The 18,901-nt window shown below is 64.5% G+C and carries 16 protein-coding genes and 1 pseudogene; 6 read left to right on the top strand and 11 right to left on the bottom strand.

What is annotated here, in order from left to right; translation table 11 throughout:
- The first annotated feature begins 66 nt into the window (after positions 1–66).
- From GTK09_RS14645 to GTK09_RS14635, 3 genes are all read left to right on the top strand, one after another.
- Positions 67–3,417, top strand: coding sequence for a DEAD/DEAH box helicase (locus tag GTK09_RS14645; RefSeq protein WP_163463910.1), 3,351 nt, complete (start codon positions 67–69; stop codon positions 3,415–3,417).
- Positions 3,414–4,097 (top strand): DUF309 domain-containing protein, encoded by a 684-nt coding sequence (locus tag GTK09_RS14640; RefSeq protein ID WP_246217918.1) that lies wholly within the window; start codon positions 3,414–3,416, stop codon positions 4,095–4,097. Before GTK09_RS14645 ends, GTK09_RS14640 begins: the two co-directional genes overlap by 4 nt.
- Positions 4,098–4,197: 100 nt before the next feature.
- Entirely contained in the window at positions 4,198–4,410 is a 213-nt protein-coding gene (locus GTK09_RS14635; protein ID WP_163463909.1) for a cold-shock protein, read from the top strand.
- A 61-nt stretch (positions 4,411–4,471) separates the two neighbouring features.
- Here GTK09_RS14635 and GTK09_RS14630 read toward each other — a convergent pair whose 3' ends face one another.
- From GTK09_RS14630 to GTK09_RS14625, 3 genes are all read right to left on the bottom strand, one after another.
- Positions 4,472–4,654 carry a hypothetical protein gene (locus GTK09_RS14630; protein WP_163463908.1) on the bottom strand — a complete coding sequence of 61 codons (183 nt, stop codon included), beginning with the start codon at positions 4,652–4,654 and terminating at the stop codon, positions 4,472–4,474.
- Positions 4,651–4,818, bottom strand: a complete 168-nt coding sequence (locus GTK09_RS27200) for a hypothetical protein (protein ID WP_203561045.1) — start codon at positions 4,816–4,818, stop codon at positions 4,651–4,653. Before GTK09_RS27200 ends, GTK09_RS14630 begins: the two co-directional genes overlap by 4 nt.
- Before the next feature lie 103 nt (positions 4,819–4,921).
- Positions 4,922–5,104, bottom strand: a complete 183-nt coding sequence (locus GTK09_RS14625) for a hypothetical protein (protein ID WP_163463907.1) — start codon at positions 5,102–5,104, stop codon at positions 4,922–4,924.
- 358 nt (positions 5,105–5,462) lie between these two features.
- Between GTK09_RS14625 and GTK09_RS27480 the strand changes: the two are divergent.
- Positions 5,463–5,642, top strand: a pseudogene (locus GTK09_RS27480) (IS66 family transposase); the annotation flags it as partial.
- 37 nt (positions 5,643–5,679) lie between these two features.
- Here GTK09_RS27480 and GTK09_RS14620 read toward each other — a convergent pair.
- Positions 5,680–6,156, bottom strand: coding sequence for an Lrp/AsnC family transcriptional regulator (locus GTK09_RS14620; protein WP_203561044.1), 477 nt, complete (start codon positions 6,154–6,156; stop codon positions 5,680–5,682).
- 132 nt (positions 6,157–6,288) lie between these two features.
- Here GTK09_RS14620 and GTK09_RS14615 point away from each other — a divergent pair, with 132 nt between their 5' ends.
- Positions 6,289–7,308: a 1-aminocyclopropane-1-carboxylate deaminase gene (locus tag GTK09_RS14615; RefSeq protein ID WP_163463967.1), complete on the top strand. Its 1,020-nt coding sequence runs from the start codon at positions 6,289–6,291 to the stop codon at positions 7,306–7,308.
- Positions 7,309–7,331: 23 nt separating this feature from the next.
- Here GTK09_RS14615 and GTK09_RS14610 read toward each other — a convergent pair whose 3' ends face one another.
- The 6 genes from GTK09_RS14610 to GTK09_RS14585 form a co-directional block, all read right to left on the bottom strand.
- The gene (locus GTK09_RS14610; RefSeq protein ID WP_163463905.1) at positions 7,332–8,822 is read right to left on the bottom strand and encodes an amidase; all 1,491 of its coding nucleotides are present in this window, start codon (positions 8,820–8,822) and stop codon (positions 7,332–7,334) included.
- A 47-nt stretch (positions 8,823–8,869) separates the two neighbouring features.
- Positions 8,870–10,270, bottom strand: coding sequence for a M20 family metallopeptidase (locus GTK09_RS14605; protein ID WP_163463904.1), 1,401 nt, complete (start codon positions 10,268–10,270; stop codon positions 8,870–8,872).
- A gap of 88 nt (positions 10,271–10,358) precedes the next feature.
- Entirely contained in the window at positions 10,359–12,026 is a 1,668-nt protein-coding gene (locus GTK09_RS14600; protein WP_163463903.1) for a dipeptide ABC transporter ATP-binding protein, read from the bottom strand.
- Positions 12,026–12,922: an ABC transporter permease gene (locus tag GTK09_RS14595; RefSeq protein ID WP_163463902.1), complete on the bottom strand. Its 897-nt coding sequence runs from the start codon at positions 12,920–12,922 to the stop codon at positions 12,026–12,028. Before GTK09_RS14595 ends, GTK09_RS14600 begins: the two co-directional genes overlap by 1 nt.
- 2 nt (positions 12,923–12,924) lie before the next feature.
- Positions 12,925–13,842 carry an ABC transporter permease gene (locus tag GTK09_RS14590; protein WP_163463901.1) on the bottom strand — a complete coding sequence of 306 codons (918 nt, stop codon included), beginning with the start codon at positions 13,840–13,842 and terminating at the stop codon, positions 12,925–12,927.
- Between the two features lie 169 nt (positions 13,843–14,011).
- Positions 14,012–15,523 carry an ABC transporter substrate-binding protein gene (locus tag GTK09_RS14585; RefSeq protein ID WP_163463900.1) on the bottom strand — a complete coding sequence of 504 codons (1,512 nt, stop codon included), beginning with the start codon at positions 15,521–15,523 and terminating at the stop codon, positions 14,012–14,014.
- 148 nt (positions 15,524–15,671) lie between these two features.
- On the opposite strand from GTK09_RS14585, the gene GTK09_RS14580 reads away from it, so the two are divergent.
- Positions 15,672–16,490 (top strand): IclR family transcriptional regulator, encoded by an 819-nt coding sequence (locus tag GTK09_RS14580; protein WP_246217917.1) that lies wholly within the window; start codon positions 15,672–15,674, stop codon positions 16,488–16,490.
- Between the two features lie 28 nt (positions 16,491–16,518).
- On the opposite strand, the gene GTK09_RS14575 is transcribed toward GTK09_RS14580, so the two are convergent.
- Positions 16,519–18,852, bottom strand: a complete 2,334-nt coding sequence (locus GTK09_RS14575) for a thiamine pyrophosphate-binding protein (RefSeq protein ID WP_246217926.1) — start codon at positions 18,850–18,852, stop codon at positions 16,519–16,521.
- Positions 18,853–18,901 lie beyond the last annotated feature (49 nt).

Below are 18,901 nucleotides of genomic sequence, written 5' to 3'. Positions count from 1 at the left end.
GAACAAACCGGCGGCGCGGAGCACCCGTCCGCAGAGACGCCCTTCGACCACCGACCGAGCCATGACATGAACGATGCGCCCGCCGCGGGCTTTGCGGCCGAAGACCGGCTGTTCGCCGCCCTGGAGCCGCTGGGGGCCATTGCCGCCGACCTGTTGCAGCTCATCGAGGAAGCCGCGCGGGCGCCGCTCTTCTACGTGGCGCGCGACGCGGGCCGAGCCCGGGCGCTCGAAGCGCTGCTGCGTGCGCTGGCGCCACGACTGGCGATCGCCTCGCTGCCCGCCTGGGACTGCCCGGCTTACGACCGCGCCTCTCCGTCCCGCGCCAGCATGGGACAGCGGATGGCGGTGCTCCGTTGGCTGACAGATCCCGCGTCACGGCCGGCTCTCGTCGTCATGACACCGGACGCCCTGCTCCGGCGCGTCCCCCCGCCGCAGATCTGGCGGAAGGCGCATCTGGCGTTCCGGGTCGGCGAGACGGTCGTGCCCGAAGCCGCCGAGGCTGCCCTTCGCCGCATCGGATACGTCCTCGACGAGCGCGTCGACGAGCCCGGCGAGGCCGCTTTACGCGGCCGCGTCATCGAGATCTTCCCGGCTGCGGCGGCCTTTCCTTGCCGGATCGAGCACGAGGATGGCCGGATCACCGCCATCCATTCCTACGATCCGGCGACGCAACGCTCCATCGTGGAGATCGAATGCCTGGACGTCGATCCGGCATCGGAGATCGTCCTGTCCGATCAGGCGGATGCTGCGGATCTGCCCGAGGGGACGGACCTGCCGTCCGGGCGGGAGCACTGGCTGCCGCTGTTCTATCCGGAGCTTGCGAGCGTCTTCGATTACGCTGGCGATGCGCGGCTCGTCTGCGAGGCGGGAGCCGGCGAGCGCGGCACCGACTTTCTCGACGGGGTCCGTGATGGCCACGAGAGCGAAATGGCCTTCCGCCGAGGCGCTGGCAATCGGTGGCCCCCCGCCGCTCCCGATCATGTCTTCCTGCGGCAGGCGGATTGGGACGCGGCCCTGGCCGCCCGCACGATCGCAACCGTCGGCGCGTCCTCCACAGCAGCCGCTCCGGCCGATGATCGAGGCGTACCGCGATTTTGCACCGGTCGGAACGCCGAGCGCGCCTTCCGGCGCTTCGTCGAGGATCGGCTGACGGCCGGCGGTCGCATCGTTCTCGCCGGGCCGAAGCCGGGTCTCGACAGTTTCCGTCGGCGGGCTGAGCGTCTGCTCGGCCAGGCATCTCGGCCGGTCGCGGATTGGCGCGAGGCGACGGCTTCCGACCCCGGCAGTCTTCTCAGCCTCGCTTTGCCGCTCGACCATGGCTTTCAGACGGCGGGCGGCGACGTTGCCGTCATCGCGGCGGCCGACCTCCTCGGCAGTCGAGCGAAGGTCTCGCGGCCTGAGGTCGCCATGCACCGCGATGCGGCCGCCGGCCCGATGTTCCGGATCGGCGAGCCGGTGATCCACCGCGACCACGGCCTCGGTCTGCTGGAGGGCATCGAGGAGATCGCGCTGCCGGAGGGAGCGACCCACGACGCCCTGCGGCTGCGTTACGAGGGCGGTGCGACGCTGATGGTTCCGGTCACCGAGATCGAGGCGCTGTGGAGCTATGGCGGCGATGCGGGTGCCGTGACGCTCGATCGGCTGAAGGGTGAGCGCTGGGCGAAGCGACGCGCCAGGCTCGACGAGGCGATCCGGACGACTGCGGAAAAGCTGGTCGAGGCGGTCCGCGAAAGGCACGCCCGCAAGGCGCCGAAGCTCGTCCCGGAGACGGTTCGCTTCGAGCGCTTCGCCGCCCGCTTCGCCCATGTTCTCACCCCCGGCCAGGCGGATGCGATCGATGCCGTCCTGGCGGATCTGTCCTCCGGCCGGCGCATGGACCGACTGATCTGCGCCGATGTCGGCTACGGCAAGACCGAAGTCGCGCTGCGCGCGGCGGCTGCCACCGTCTTTGCCGGCAAGCAGGTGGCCTTCGTCGCGCCGACGACGGTGCTCGTGCGCCAGCATCTGCGCACGCTCATCCGCCGATTCGCCGGGACTGGCATTGCGGTCGCCGAATTGTCGCGCATGGTGAAGCCGGCCGACGCCCGGGCAGTGAAGGAAGGGCTGAAGTCCGGCGCTGTCCGGATCGTCGTCGGTACGCATGCGGTCGCGGCCAAGGACGTCGGCTTCGCCGATCTCGGCCTCGTCGTCCTGGATGAGGAACAGCATTTCGGCGCGCGGGTGAAGAGCCGGCTGAAAAGCCTCGCCGAGACGGCGCACGTGCTGACCCTCACCGCGACGCCGATCCCGCGCACGCTGCAGGCGAGCCTCGTCGGCCTGCAGGATCTGAGCGTCATCGAGACGCCGCCGGTCGCACGCCAGTCCGTCCGCACGGCCGTTGCCGCCTTCGACGAAGCCGCGGTGCAGAGCGCGCTCCGTCGCGAGAAGCTGCGCGGCGGCCAGAGCTTCGTGGTCTGCCCGCGGATCGAGGATCTGGCGCCGATGGCCGAGCGGCTCCGCGCCCTCGCGCCGGAACTGGAGCTGGTGACCGCCCACGGCGAGATGTGCGCCGGCGACATCGATGCCGTCATGCTGGGCTTTGCCGATGGCGAAGGCGACGTCCTTTTGGCGACGAACATCATCGAGAGCGGCCTCGACGTGCCGAACGCCAACACCATGATCGTCTGGCACGCGGATTATTTCGGTCTCGCCCAACTGCATCAGCTGCGCGGGCGGGTCGGGCGCGGCGCGCGGCGCGGCACCGTCCTCTTGCTCACGGATCCGGAGCAGGCGGTCGGCGAGGAGGCGCAGCAGCGCCTTTCCGCCATCGAGAAGCTGCACCAAATCGGCGCCGGCTTCGACATCAGCGGACGCGATCTCGACCTGCGCGGCGCCGGCGACCTGCTCGGCGAGGAACAGGCCGGGCACATTCGCCTCATCGGCATAAGCCTCTATCGCCATCTCCTGGACCGGGCGGTAAAGGCGGCGGAGGGCGCGGCGCTCGAGGACGAGTGGCGACCGGCCATCCGGCTCGGGATCTCCGGGCGCATCCCGGCGAGCTACATTCCCGAGGACGAGGCCCGGATCGACCTCTATGCCCGCTTCGCAGCGGCCGACAATGCGCAGTCGCTCGCCGAGCTGGAAGACGAAGTTGCCGATCGATTCGGGCCTTTGCCGCCGGAGATGGCGAACCTCCTCGCGCTGGCGGAAATCCGGCTGCGGTGCCAGCGAGCGGACATTGCCGAACTCGACGGCGGCCGGCAGGCGATCGCAGCTGGCTTTCGCCCCGCCCGGTTCAAGACGATGAAACGCGCGAATCCGCCGCCGGGGCTGGAATGGTCGGGCGGCCGGCTGCTCCTCAGAGAAGGAAGCACCGACGCGCGCGAGAGGCTGGGGCTCGCAAACGATCTGCTCGATGCGCTGGAAGGGGCCGATTGATCCTTGAGGACGAGGCCGCGCAGACCGAATCGCAGCCCAGTCGTCGAAATCAGTCTGGGGAGACCAACTGGACCGGCATTGCGCTGGCCCTGATCGTGCATCGACTCGTCTTCCTTGAAGGCCGCGGTAGTTTCACGCCCATGATGGTCAGTTCCGGACCCCGCCCGCGACTTCTGCCTCACCGCGCGTTCCCGCCATACGCCTATCTTCCCGGGCGATTTCCGCATCCCGTGCGGCATCCGCAAGGCCACAGCTACGACGCGGAGCCGGACGCGGCGGTGCGTGTGGATGCCGTGCTGAGGTCGGAGGCGTTTCGATGGGGCGCCGATCTCTTCAATTTCGGCTACTACTGGGAAGCTCACGAAGCGTGGGAAGGCCTGTGGCAGGCTTCTCGGGAGGCACCCGAACAGCGGACCTTCCTGCACGCGCTGATCCTCCTCTCCGCCGCTGGCGTCAAGCTGCGGGAGGGAAAGGATGTGCCTGCTTTACGGCACGCCAGTCGGGCCGCGAGATTGCTTCGCGCGCTTCGATACCCGCAGGCCTTCAAGGCTGCGATCGGCATGCCGCCGGAGGAACTCGCCGATCGCGCCGAAGCCGACGCGCTTGCGGGAGCCCGTCTTCACGCCTCGATATCGCCGGTACCGAGTGCTGCCTTCGCATTCACGATCGTCCCGGATTGAACAGAGTCGATGAAGCCGACTTGCGTCATTGCTCCTGCCCGTCGATGGTACCGGAGCAGGCCACGACGGTCTGTTCGGACAGGACAAAATCGGAAAACACATGGCCCAGACAGGCACAGTAAAGTTCTTCAACGCGGACAAGGGATTCGGTTTCATCACTCCCGACAGCGGCGGCGGTGACATCTTCGTCCACGCTTCGGCTCTCGAACGATCCGGCCTCAGGTCCCTGAACGACGGCGACAAGGTGTCTTTCGACACCGAGCCCGACAATCGTGGCAAGGGGCCGAAGGCGGTCAACATTCAGATGGCCTGAACGCCAACCGTGACCGGGCTGCCTCATGTGGGGCGCCCGGTCCACCTTCCGAAGGTGGCGTCTACTTTTCTTTGCTCGTCTCGGCCGCCTTCGCCACCCGGGCGGCCTTCAGGCGCGCCGTCTTCTCCACATCCGCTTTCACCCGAGTGGCCTCCAGCTTTTGGGACTTCTCCGTCGTCTTGTCGTCTCGAAGCTGTTTGAAATGGCTATCGGCGCTCTTCCGGGAATCTGAGCCGTCGCTCATTCTCTCTCCTTCCTGGTGTCGACCGTCTCTGCTGCTCGATCAGGGCCGGACGCTCTATCGTCTTCCTTCTTCGCGATCCTGGCGTCCAGTTTTGCGGCCTTCTTAGCGGCCTTGGCTTTGTCGCGTTCCTGACGCTCCATGTTGAAGTTCGGTTTTCTGGCCATGCTGTCTCCTGAGGTGTTGCGGCCCCCTGATCCTGGCAGGAGCTAGCCAACCGGAGCCGGTTGAGCCGCGGACCGTTCGACGCTTAGTCGTTTGGATGGAGCGTCATCGATGCGTTTTCAGATAGTCTTTTCCCGCGCGTGTCGCATACCACTTCGAGTCGCGGCGTTCGATGAAGCCGAGCCTCGTAAGATCGGGAATGAGGCCGGTGTCCGGGTGTTCAGCGGGTTCGCGGACGAGTCTGGTCAGCAGCGACCGACTTTCGGCCGTCATGCGCGCCAAAGCCATATGGATATCCTTTCCGAAAGTGACCGCAGATCGCCCCGCCTTACCGCAGGTGCGACCGAAGCGGCTCACTTCAGTCTTCAGTTGATCATTGAGAGAGGCAGCACTGGGTCGGCGGATGCCTATCAGGGCGTGGCTAGTTGTCGATCGGCGCGCAATGTTCCACGCCGAAACACAGTCTGGATCGTCTGCTCCGGATCCTCGCAGAGGTGGTCCCACACCAGATCGCTCGACGAAGGTTGATCATCGGCTTTCGGCTGTGAATCGCCATCACTTTGACAATAGCATCTGAGGGCTGCCGGGGCGATCGGTCCGCCATTCTATTCTGAACGGTGATTTTCGGCACGTCACGAAGGATGCCGCCCCGGTTTTGGATTTGGGAGGCGGGCGGACCAAGACCGGGCAGATCTGCGCCTATGCTCGCGACGGTCGCCCCTTCGGCGGCGGCGACCCGCCCCCGCGGCCGCCTATGGTCCATGCGCCGGATCGCAGGGCGATGCGTCCTGCCGATCATCTGAAAGGCTTTGGCGACACCCTGCAGGCTGCGTCATCCTCGCATGCAGCGGCGGAAACTCTTTTCAAAACGCCAAAGGATCGGAATCCTTGACGACCTTCATGACGAAGAACGTCCGCGTCTGTCGCACGCCCGGCAAGGCGATCAGCGTTTCACCATGAAGTCGATTGAAGTCCGCCATGTCGCGGACTCGGATTTTCAAGAGATAGTCGAAATCGCCGGCGACCAAATGGCAGTCGAGGACGACCGGGAGCTTGGTGATGGCCTCCTCAAAGGCCGAAAAGCTCTCGGGGGTCGAGCGGTCGAGAACCACGCCGACCATCACCACGGCGCCGAGGCCGACACGATCCGGGTCGATTTGCGCTCGGACCGACTTGACCCATCCCTCGTCGAACAAGCGCTGGGTGCGCCGGTGGCAGGTTGCGGGGCTGACATTCACAAGCGTCGCCATCTCGGCGTTCGAGAGCCGCCCGTCGCTTTGCAGATGGCGCAGGATATTGCGGTCGATCCGGTCAATTCCCATGGTGAGAGATTCTTTCAAACAAGTCGTTCTTCCTGGAGATTTAGACGGCATATCGAGCCAGAAATATCACCAAACTGCGCATTTATGCTTGAAAAACGAAAGCACGTTTCAAGTGCGAGATGCTAGTGTTCCGGTATCGCAAAACGGAGTATCGGCATGCTGGGAAAATTCGAGCGCTATCCTCTCACCTTCGGCACGACGGCGATCGAGCATCTGCCGCGTCTGAGTGCCGCAATTGGCGGCAAGATCGACGTCTACGCCAAGCGTGACGACTGCAATTCCGGCTTGGCTTTCGGCGGCAACAAGCTGAGGAAGCTCGAATATATCGTTCCGGACATCCTGGCTTCCGGCGCCGACACGCTGGTCTCCATCGGCGGCGTCCAGTCGAACCACACCCGTATGGTCGCAGCGACGGCGGCGAAACTCGGGCTGAAATGCGTGGTGGTCCAGGAGAAGTGGGTGCCGCATTACGATGCGGTCTATGACCGCGTCGGCAATATTCTTCTGACCCGGCTGATGGGCGCCGATTCCCGGCTCGTCGAGGACGAGTTCGACATCGGCATCCGCGAGAGCTGGGAAAATGCGATGCAGTCGGTTCGTGACGCCGGCGGCAAGCCCTACGGCATTCCGGCGGGCGCGTCCGTCCACAAATATGGCGGGCTCGGCTATGTCGGCTTTGCCGAAGAGGTGCGCAGCCAGGAAGTCGAACTCGGCTTCAAGTTCGACTATATCGTCGTCTGCGTCGTGACCGGCTCGACCTTCGGCGGCATGGTCGTCGGGTTTGCCGCCGATGGTCGCGCGGACCGGGTGATCGGCATCGACGCCTCGGGAACGCCCGATCAGACCCGTGCGCAGGTTCGTGAGATCGTCGACAACACCGCCGAACTCGTCGAGCTGGGACGCAAGATCGAGGATTCAGAGATCGTCATCAATCCCGATTATGCCTATCCGGCCTATGGCGTACCGAGCGAAGCGACCAACGATGCGATCCGGCTGGCGGCCCGCACCGAAGCGATGATGACCGATCCGGTCTATGAGGGAAAATCCATGCAGGGCATGATCGACCTTGCCAAGAAGGGGTTCTTCCCGGAAGGCTCCAAGGTCCTCTACGCCCATCTCGGCGGCGCGCCGGCCCTCAACGGTTACAGCTACTACTACAAGGACGGCTGAGCCGCGGCGACGCTCGGATCCGCTCAGCCGAAATTCCAGAAGCCTTCCGCTTCCTTGAGCGGAGGGGCGCTCTGAAGGGCCGCGAGATTTGGCCGCGGGTTCTGCAACGTGCTGGTTCCGCCGATGACGGCTTCGAGTTCGCTCGCGAGCGACAGGACGCCATGATCGTCGTGACGCCGGCCGATGATCTGCAGCCCGAAGGGCATGCCCTTGTCGTCCCGGCCGCAGGGAATGGTGATCGAGGGATGGCCCGCCAGCGTCGAGGCGTAGGCCATGGCCAGCCAGTGATAATAGCTCGACGTCGCCCGACCGTCGATTTCTGCCGGGTAGAGTTCGGTCCAGGGGCGCGGGCTCACCGTGACGGCCGGGCAGAGGATGTAGTCGGTCGTCTCGAAGAATGCCTGCCACGCCCGGTAATAGGCGCCGTGCCGGGTGAGGGCGTCACTGATCGTCAACGGGTCGAGGGCGAGACCCTCCGCGACATTGGCGGTGACGTTCGGGCCCACCTGATCCGGGGTCTCGATCACCATCTTATGGTGATTGCCGAGGAACATCAGCGCTCTGAGGACGGAGAAGATGCGATCGGCACCGCTGCAGTCCGGCGTCGTTTCATCGATCTGGCGAAACGCGGGAGACAGCGTCTCAATGGCCCGGCGAAACGTCGATCGCACGATGCTTTCGGTCGGAGCAAAGCCGAAATCCTCGGTAACGGCAATCCTGAGCTTTGCCAGATCCATCCGCTTCAGTTTCGCAAAGCCGGAGGGATCCCAGAGAGTTCTGCCGGCGATCACCGCCGTGTAGGGATCGCGCCGGTCCGGGCGGGCGAGAATGGAGAGCATCAGCCCGGCATCGGCTGCGGTGCGGGCCATCGGGCCCGGGGTCGGCAGCGGCAGTGCGGCGATGCCGCGCTTTTCTCCCGGCACGACGCCGGGCGAGGGGCGAAAGCCGACGACGGAACAGAAGGCGGCTGGGTTTCGCAGGCTGCCGCCGGTATCCGAACCGGTCGCGAGCGGTGCCATGCCGCAGGCGAGCGCGACAGCCGAGCCGCCGGACGAGCCCGCGCAGGTCTTCGACAGGTCGTATGGGTTGGCCGTGACGCCGTGGACGGCGTTGCGGGTATTGCCGCCGGCGCTCCATTCGGGAACGTTGGTCTTGCCGAGCGGCATGGCGCCGGCCGCGCGCATCGCCGCGACCATCGGATCGTCGTTCGCCGCCATGTTCTTTGCAAACAGCGGCGAGCCGAAGGTCGTCGGCAAGCCGGCGACGTCGATCATATCCTTGACGGCGAAGACGAGGCCATGCAGCGGGCCGAGGTCGCCGCCTTTCGTGACGAGCGCTTCGGCCTTTCGGGACTCGTCCAGCAGTTGGTCGAAGTCATGGGCAACGACCGCGTTCACCGCGTGGTTGACCTGCTCGGTCCGCTGGATGAGCGCATTCGCATATTCGACCGGCGAAAGGTCTTTGCGCGCGATCGCCTGACGCGCGTCCATGGCGGTCAGATCGCAGGGGTTCATGGCATGGCCTTTCAACGTTCGATTTCGAACCGTTCGTGACGAGCGCCTCAGCGACCGGCGGCCCTGCGGGGAACGCTCTCGCCGTCGCCGATGTCGAAAAACAGACCGATCATCATGTCGAGGCCCTCCCGCGCGACCGGCAGAAGCATGTGCTCGTTCGGGGCGTGCTGGGAGCAGCCGGCATAGGAGTGGGGCAGCCAGACCGTCGGAAGTGACAGGGTCTCGACAAAGACGTCGTTGGGGATCGAGCCGCCGAGATTGGGCAGCATGTGTGGCCGCTTGCCGGTCGTCGTTTCGATCGATCGGGCGACGAAGGAAACCCACGGGTGGTCGAGACCGAAGCGCGTGGCGACGAACTCGTCGTCGCGGCCGGGTCGGATCTCGATCCGCTCGAAGCCATGGTGATCAAGATGCCGGCGAAGGGCCGGAAGAATATCCGCCCGGTCGGTGCCGACGACGTAGCGCAGCTGACAGCGAGCAACGGCCTTGCCGGCGATGGCGTTCTGCGGCGATTCGGGAATGCCGGATTTCATCGCGAGGACCGCAAAGGAGTTCCAACCGAAAACCCGTTCTGCCGGTGTCAGGTCTTCCTCGCCCCAGTCGGTGTCGATCTCGGGACCCGTTGTGCCGACCGGCAGATCGCGAAGCGCCGCCCGCACATCCGGCGTCAACGAGGTCGGCCGCCATTCGGGAACGCGGATCTGGCCGCGGGCATCGGTGATCGTCGCCAGCGCATGGGCGAGCACGATGGCGGGATCGGCGAGAAGCCCGCCGAAATTGCCCGAGTGGTCGTCGCCCTTGCGAAACTCGGCGACGAGCTCGAAGCTGAGGCCGCCGCGCGAGCCCATGAACATCGTCGGCGTATCGGCGGCAAGGCGCGGACCGTCCGAGGCGATGAGCACATCGGCGGACAGAAGGTCGGCATTCTGCTCGGCAAACGCTTTCAGGCCGCGTGAGCCTGTCTCTTCGGAGGTCTCGAGAAGGATCTTGACGTTGAAGCCCAGCGAGCCCCGGGTCCTGAGGACGAATTCCAGCGCTTTCAGATTGACCAGATGCTGGCCCTTGTTGTCGGCCGTTCCCCGTCCGTAGAGGCGTTCGCCCTTCGTGACGAGATCGAAGGGGGAAAGGCCCTCGCGCCAACCACTCGCCTGCGGCATGCACACGTCGCCATGGCCGTAGATGAGCACGGTTGGCTTGTCGCGGTCCTCGATCCGGCTCGCGGTGAGGATGGGGCCGCCGCCGGATTTCGGATTGTCGTGTAGCCGCGCTTCAAAGCCGAGTGCGCGAAGACGTGGCTCCATGTCGTCCCGCAGATAGGCCCACAACTGGTCCGAATAGGCCGGATCCTGGCTGACGGACTGCCGGCGAACCAGGGTCGCGAGATCGGCGGTGAAGCCACCATCGGCGATATAGGCTTCGGCCTCGGCAAGGGCCGCTGTTCGGCTCATGAAATCTGCTCTTTCGTTTCGGCGACGGCGTCGCCCTTCGAGCGGCATACCGTCTTTCGGATCGCCTGGCATCGTGACACGGCGCTGTTCATGCCGTGGGTCTCGTTGCGATCGCGGAGAGATCCGGAACGTCCCAGCCCTTGCCGGGCATCGCGTCCAGAAGCGCGCGCGTATAGGTATGGCGCGGATTTCCGAAGACCTCGGCAACCGAGCCGCGCTCGACGATCTCGCCCTTCTCCATGACGAGGACGTTGTCGCAGACCTCGCCTGCGACCCGCAGATCGTGAGTGATGAAGAGAAGCGTCAGGCCAAGGCGCTTCTTGATGTCGTTCAGGAGGTTGAGAACCTCCTTCTGCACCGAGACGTCGAGGGCCGAGACGGCTTCGTCGGCGATCAGGATCTTGGGTTCCACCGCCAGGGCCCGGGCGATGCAGATGCGCTGGCGCTGGCCGCCGGAGAACTGCACCGGGTAACGCTGGACCGCATCCTCGTCCATGCGCACGATCCGCATCAGTTCGCGGGCGCGCTGGATGGCGGTTTCGCGCGGCACCCCGAAATTGACCGGCCCCTCGATCAACTGGTCACCCACCGTGCGGCGCGGGTTGAGCGAGCCATAGGGATCCTGGAAGATGATCTGGATGTCCTTTCGGTGAATGCGAAAGGCCCGCTTGTCGAGACGCGCGACGTCCACGCCGCCGATCTCGACCGAACCGTGATTGGGTTCGATCAGCCGGATGAGGCAGCGAACGAGCGTCGACTTGCCCGATCCGCTTTCTCCCACGATGCCGAGCGTCTCGTTCTCGCGAACGGCAAAGCTCGCCGGGGCCACCGCCTTGATGGACGTCCCCTCCCTGAACATGGTGCCGGGCAACCGGAACGACTTCTCCAGCCCCTCCACCTTGAGGGCGATGGCTTTTCCGGAAACCTCATCACGCGGGGAAGGGTGGCGTTTCGGCACGGCCGAAATGAGAAGCCGGGTATAGGGATGCTGCGGGCGGTTCAGGACGTCGCCGACAGGCCCTTCCTCGACGATCTTGCCCTTTTCCATCACCACGACGCGGTCGGCGATTTCGGCAACGACATCGAAGTTATGGGTGACGAACAGGATGCCGGCGTCGTGGTTCTCGCGCAGCTGGCCAAACAGATGGAGGATCTGAGCCTGCGTGGTCACGTCGAGCGCCGTCGTGGGCTCGTCGGCGATGAGAAGACGTGGATCGAGGGCGAGCGCGATCGCGATGACGATGCGCTGTCGCTGTCGCTGTCCCCCCGAGAGCTGGTGCGGATAGCTGCGATAGATCCGCTCGGGATCGGGCAGTTTCACCTCGTCCATCAGAGCGAGGGTTTTCGCTTTCCGCTCGGCTTTGGACAGCGCCGTGTGCGTTGCGAAGACTTCCACGATCTGGTCGCCGACCATGTAGCAGGGGTTCAACGCCGACATCGGCTCCTGAAACACCATCGCGATCTTCTTGCCGCGCAGGGCCGCATGCTCCTTGCGCCGTATTGCCAGAAGGTCACGTCCCTCGAACCGCAGCTCTCCGCCGGTGGGGCGAAGTGCGCCGGGCAACAGTCCCATGGTCGTGAAGGCGGTGATCGACTTTCCCGATCCGCTCTCGCCGACGATGCACACGATCTCGCGCGGCCGAACCTCGAGAGAGAGCCCTTCGACGGCGTACGGCCGGTCGCCGCCCTCGGGCAGAGCCACAGTCAGGTCGCGGATGGAGAGGATCGGATCGTTTTTGCTGGGATCGTCGGCCATCAGTCGCGTCCTTCGGGCGTGGTCACGTCGCGGATGCCGTCACCGAACATGTTGATCGCCAGGACCAGAAGAAACAGGGCGACGCCGGGAATGGTGATCAGCCAGCTCTGGAAGAGGAGCATCGCCTTGCCTTCCGAAATCATCAGGCCCCAGGAGGGAAGTGGCGGCTGAACGCCGAGACCGAGGAAGGACAGCGCGGCTTCCAGAATGATGGCATGCGCCATTTCCAGGGTGGCGATGACGATCAGATGGTTCGCGATGTTCGGCAGGATGTCCTTGTAGAGGATGCGCGGCAGGCTGGCGCCGAGAACTTCTGCCGCCGCGACGTATTCGATGGTCCGCACCTGCCGCGTCGCGCTTCGCAGCACCACGGCGAAGCGGTCCCACAAGAGGAGGCCGAGCACCGAGACGACGACCGTGAGCGAGCCGCCGAGAAGCGCAACCACGGCGAGCGCCACCAGCACCACCGGAAGGGCGAGGCGCACATTGATGAGGAAGGTCACGACCGTATCGACACGGCCGCCGAAATAGCCGGCAAGAATACCGAGCGTGGTGCCGATGACGGCCGAGATCGTCGCGGCGACGAGGCCGATCAGCAGCGATATGCGGGCGCCGTAGAGCAGGCGGGACAGATAATCCCGACCGAGGGCATCGGTGCCGAGCGGGTGATGCCAGGTGCCGCCGAGAAACACCGGCGGCTGCATCCGATCGGACAGGACTTGAAGATAGGGATCGTGCGGTGCGATCAGCGGCGCAAAGATCGCGACGGCGACGATGGTCGCCAGTACGACGGCGCCGAAGACGAACCCGCGGTGATGTCGGGCTCGATGCCAAAAGCGCTGGCGGGGCGTGAGACGGGCTTTGCCGGAGAGGGGCGCGGAAGCCGTGGCGCTCATGATCAGGATACCCTCAGACGCGGATCGAGCCAGGCATTCACGACGTCGGCAAGGATGGTGAACGCGATGTAGAACATCGAGAAGATCAGGACCAAGGCCTGCATCGTCGGCAGATCGTTCCGGGAAATCGATTCCCAAGCGAGATATCCCGCGCCGTGGAGCGCAAAGACCGATTCCACCACCACGGACCCACCGAGCATGAACCCCATCTGGACCGCGGCGAGGCTCACGACCGGGATGATGGCGTTGCGCAACGCGTGCTTGAAGACGATATTGGGGGCGGGAAGCCCCTTGGCGCGGGCGGTGCGGACGTAGTCAGCGGACAGCACCTCCAGCATGCCGGTGCGGGTGAGGCGCATGATGGCGGGCGTGGCGTAGTAGCCGAGCACGACAGTCGGCAGCACGAAGCCCGCCCAGGTCCCCGAGCCCGACGCCGGCAGAAGCCGCAGGTCGATGGCGAAGATGACGATCAGGATCAGCCCGAACCAGAAGCTCGGGATGGCCTGTCCGACGACGCTGAGGAAAAGCGCCGCACGGTCGATGATCGAGTTCGGCCAAAGCGCTGCGGCGACCCCGAGCGGGATGGCGACCACCAGGGCGAAGCTGGTCGAAAAGAGGCCGAGGAGCATGGTGATCTGCAAGCGATCGGCGATGACTTCGCTCACCGGCACCCGGAAATAATAACTTTCGCCGAAGTCGCCCCTCAGGGCGCTGAACAGCCAGTCACCATACTGGACGATGAACGGCCGATCGAATCCGTAGCCTTCACGGATCGCTTGGATCGCCGCGTCGTCGGCGTTTTCTCCGGCCATGGCGACGGCCGGATCGCCAGAGAGATAAAGAAGGCTGAAGCTGATGATCGAGACCGTCAGTGCGACCAGAACGGCCATGACGATCTTTCTCAAGACGAATCTCATCATATCGGTTCGCCCGATCGAGGCTGTCGATCCAAGGGATCGAGGTGGTGTTTGCCAAAGCGGTTTCGTGCGGCCCGCCCACGCGAAAGCAGCGGGCCGGCGGTGCGCACCCTCGCCTCGAGGGGCCCCGGCGCAGAAGTCTCGCTCCTGCTGCGCCGGGTAGAGGCGAGGCCTAGTTCCACGTCACGTCGAAGAAGCGGACGATCTCGTCGGACGTCGGTTTGAAATTCGTGTCCTGCGACATCGCGTAGTAGGCCCCATAGGTCCACAGGGGCACCCAGTAGGCTTCGTCGGCGATCCGGTTCAGTGCCTTGGAGTAGCTCTTCGCGCGGGCGTCCTTGTCGATCGACGTGTCGCCGCTCACGATCGCCTTCTGGACCTCTTCGTCCCGGGACTGGTCCTGGCCGCCGCCGCCGAAGAATTCGGGCAAGATGGCCGAAACGTCTGCAATGGAGTTCGAGCCCCAAGTCATGAACCCGAGGGGAATGCCATCCTGGCGAACCTTGTCGGCCAAGGCCGCGTATTGCAGGAAGTTGAGGTTGGTCCTGATGCCCACGGCGGCCAGATTGTTCATCAGGGCCTCGGCGTAGGGCCGATCGCGATACGCATAGAACTCGATCGAGAAGCCGTCGCCATAACCGGCCTCCTCAAGAAGTTTCTTCGCCTTCTCAGGGTCGTAGTCATAGACCTTCACATCCTGGTCGCAGCCAAACTGGATCGGCGAACAGGCGCTGTTGATCACCTCCGACGACCCCTGAACGAGGGCGTCGACGATGCCCTTGCGGTCGATGGCGTAATTGATCGCCTCGCGAACCTTCTTGTTCGCCATCGGCGTATCGCCGGACGTCCGCTTGGCGGCATCCATGGTCATGTAGCCGACGCGCATCGTCTCTTCGTTGACCACGTTAAAACCGCCCTGGGCGTCGAGCATCTGGGCCTGGTCGGTTGGAACGCCCCAGATGAGATCGAGCCCTCCCGTCGCAAGTTCGGCAAGCTGGGTATTGATCTCCGGGATGGTCCGGATGTCGACCGTCTCGATGGCTGCGTCGGCCTTCGGGCCGCCGAAATGGTCTTCGTTCTTCTTCAGGACGAAGTGACGGCCGGGCTCGACGGATTCGACCTTGTAGGGCCCGGTGCCGACCGGCTGCTTCGCCATGCCGGTCGAACCAACCTTGGCGTAGTACTCGTTCGGATACATCGGGACGACGCTCGACAAGAATTCGAGCGCTGCGGGAAACGGTGCGGCGAGGTGTATGCGGACCTTGTACTGGTCGATCTTCTCGGCCGACTTCATCCAGTTGACGTTCTTTGGGGCCTTTACGCCATTCTTGGGATCGACAACGTAATTGACCGTCGCGACCACGTCGTCGGCATCGAACGGCTCGCCATTGTGGAACTTGACGCCTTCGCGCAGATCGAACTCCAGGGTGGTGTCGTCGACCCAGCGCCATTGGGTCGCGAGGTTTCCCACATAGTCGCCGGAAGCCGGATCTCGATGGACCAGCCCGTCCCAGATCGAATGGCTGAGGATCAAGCCTTCGCGGGCGGTGGTGTAATAGACATCGACGTTCTCGACTTCCTTGGTGAAGGCGACGTGCAACGTGTCATCCGCCTTTCCGGCGTAGGCCGAAGTCGAGGCCAGAAGGGCCGCGGCGACCAGCGACGAAAGGCCCGCCAGACGCATCGTGGGTTTCCTTTGACCAATACGCAGATGGGACATGAGACACCTTGCCTTTGTGGGTTATATTACATTATGATACTTCGTATGTTATTTTCACTCAGCGTATTTTATAATCTGCAGCTGTCAAGCCGTTTTGGCGAGGAAGTGTTCAATGGCGGAATCTGATTGGGAAATGAGCAGGTCCGGCGAGCCCGCCAAGCAGGATACGCTGTTCGTCGCCTCTCTGGCGAAAGGCCTGAAGGTCCTGGCGGTTTTCGGTGAGGGGCGAACGGATCTCAGCCTTGGCGAGATCGCCAGCCTGGCCGGACTCGACAAGAGTGCGGCTCAACGCCTGACCAATACGCTCCACCGCACCGGCTATCTGGGGAAGAACCGCGAAACGAAACGCTATCGTCCGACGCTGAGGATGCTGGAGTTCGGCAGCGCCTATCTGTGGTCGGATGCGCTGGTGCCGCTTGCCATGCCGAAACTGATCGAGCTCAGCCGCGACCTCGGCGAGCGGGTGAATTGCGCGCGTCTCTTCGGGCAAGACATCGTCTATATCATCCGAATTCCAACCCAGCTGACCTCCATCGGGGCCACCATCCCTGGCCGGCGCGTTTCGGCGCTAACGAGTGCCGGTGGGCGGGCGATGATCTCGGCTTTGCCGGATAGCGAGCGAGAAGCCGCCATCGCCAATTGGCGGATCGAGGCGCGCACCGCCAAAACGGTCGTCGACAGAGGGCTTCTCGCCGCCGAGATCGGTCGGGCGGCGCTTGACGGCTACGCGCTGACCGACAGCCAAAACTTGTTGAACGAGATCGCCGTGGCGGCGCCGATCCTCGATGGTGATCGGCGCCCGGTGGCATGCGTGCAGTGTTCGCTTTCGAGCCACAAACTGTCCGTGGACCAGATCCGGCGCACGATCGCGCCGAAGCTGATCGAAGTGGCGAATTCGATCCAGGCCCCACGTCTCGTCGACGTCTTTTGACCCGTCGAGCCACGCTCGCGCTGCCGCCTCAGAACGCGCCGGTGTGGGCCATGAGCCCGTTGCCGACCCGTTTTCCTGCTGTCAGTCCGTCGACCGCTGCGACGATCGCAGCGGCGTCGATTGCGAAATGGTGATACAGATCGCCGATTGTCCCGGTCTGGCCGAAATGTTCGACGCCGAGCGGGTGAGTGCGATGACCTGCGACCGATCCGAGCCAGGAAAGCGTTGTCGGGTGTCCATCGATCACCGTGACGAGGTGGCATTGGCGCGGCAAATCCGCGAACAGCCTCTCGACATGGGAGAGGGCCTGCCGCTGGCCGCGCGTCCTGGCCCGCTGGGCCGCGAGCCATCCGGCATTCAGTCGATCGGCGGAGGTGACGGCGAGGACGCCGATGTCGCGTCGGCCTTCTCCGAGGACGCCGGCCGCGCTGATCGCCTCGGGGGCGACCGCGCCCTGATAGGCGATCACGAGCTCGCAGTTCGGTCCCGGCTTCTTCAGCCAGTAGGCGCCGTCGATGGCACCTTGGCGGAAATCGTCGTCGACCCGTTTTCCTGGCTGTTCGATGGGATTGGTGGTCAGCCGCAGATACACCGATCCCCCGGTCTCGTCGCGAAGCCAGGTCCGCTCGTCCAGACCGACATCGCCGTCCCGTTGCAGATATTCGAAGGCCCACTCCATGATGACGGCGAGTTCGTCGGCGAAGGCCGGTTCGAACGCCGACAAGCCGTCCTGGCTCATGCCGATCAGCGGCGTGCCGATCGACTGATGGGCGCCGCCTTCCGGGGCGAGGGTGACCCCCGAGGGCGTGCCGACGACGATGAATCGGGCGTCCTGATAGCAGGCGTAGTTCAGGGCATCCAGACCGCGGCACACGAAGGGATCGTAAAGCGTGCCGATCGGGATCAGCCGTCTGCCGAACAGCGAATGGGACAGCCCTGCCGCACCGAGAAGCAGGAAAAGGTTCATCTCGGCGATCCCGAGCTCGATATGCTGCCCGTCGGGCGCGAAGTTCCACTTGGCCGTCGAGGGAATCTTGTGCTCGATGAAGGCGTCTGCCATCTCCGCCCGTGCGAAGAGCTTGCGCCGGTTGACCCAGGCGCCGAGATTGGTGGTACCGGTCACGTCTGGGGAGGTGGTGACGATACGCCGGGCGAGATCACTGTCACCCTTGCTCAGATCATCGAGGATCTTGCCGAAGGCGGCTTGCGTCGAGATCCTTTTGTCGCTCGGCGAAGTCACGGGCGGGACCGCCAGCTTGTCATCCTTGAACCGTCGCCGCCCCTTGGCGAAGAACGGCACCTCGCCAAGGGACGACTTGAAGGCTTCGACATCCTCGATCGTGGCGTAGGGATCCCACTCCTGCCCCGCCGGAACGCCCATATGGTCCTGCCAGGCGTCGAACTGGGCGTTGGTCATCAGGCCGCCGTGATTGTCCTTGTGGCCGGCGATCGGCGTGCCCCAGCCCTTGATGGTGTAGGCGAGGAAGCAGGTCGGGCGTTCATGGTCGTGCGCGGCGAACGTCTCGGCCATGGTCGTGACGCAGTTGCCGCCGAGATTTTCCATCAGGTCGGCGAGTTCGTCGTCGCTGCGCCGGTCGATCAGCGCCGAAACGTCGCCCTGATCGCCGAGATCGTTCATCAATCGCCCGCGCCAGACCGCGCCTCCCATGAAGGTCAGGGCGGAATAGTCCTGGTTCGGGCACGAATCGATCCAATCGCGCAGCTTGGCGCCACCCGGCTCCGCGAACGCAGCTCTCTGCAGGGCGCCGTGCTTGATCCGCACGACATCCCAGCCGAAGACGGCGAAAATCTTCTCGATTCGTGAGAACAGGCCTTCACGCACGATGCCGTCGAGGGATTGGCGATTGTAGTCGATGATCCACCAGCAGTTGCGAAGGTCGTTCTTCCACCCCTCCTGCAAGGCTTCGTAGACGTTCCCCTCGTCGAGTTCGGCGTCGCCGACCAAGGCGACCATGCGCCCGAGCGGCACGTCGGCGCCCCAGGTCTTGGCGGTGATGTAATCCTGGACGATCGAGGCGAAGCTGGTGATCGCCACGCCAAGCCCGACCGAGCCGGTGGAGAAATCCACGTCGTCGATGTCCTTGGTGCGGCTGGGGTAGCTCTGCGCCCCGCCGAACCCGCGAAACGCTTCCAGTGCCTCGCGCGTCTGCAACCCCATCAGATACTGCATGGCATGGAAGACAGGGGAGGCATGGGGCTTGACCGCGACGCGATCCTCCGGCTTCAGAGCCGAGAAGTAGAGAGCGGTGATGATCTGCACCATGGAGGCGCATGACGCCTGATGACCGCCGACCTTGATGCCGTCCACCTTCGGCCGAAGGTGGTTGGCGTGGTGGATCATCCAATGCGAGAGCCACAACAGGCGGCGCTCGATCGTCGTCAGATCTATC

This window comes from Jiella pacifica, assembly GCF_010500815.1.
Taxonomy (GTDB): domain Bacteria; phylum Pseudomonadota; class Alphaproteobacteria; order Rhizobiales; family Rhizobiaceae; genus Jiella; species Jiella pacifica.
This window is presented reverse-complemented; position numbering and strand designations above follow the sequence as displayed.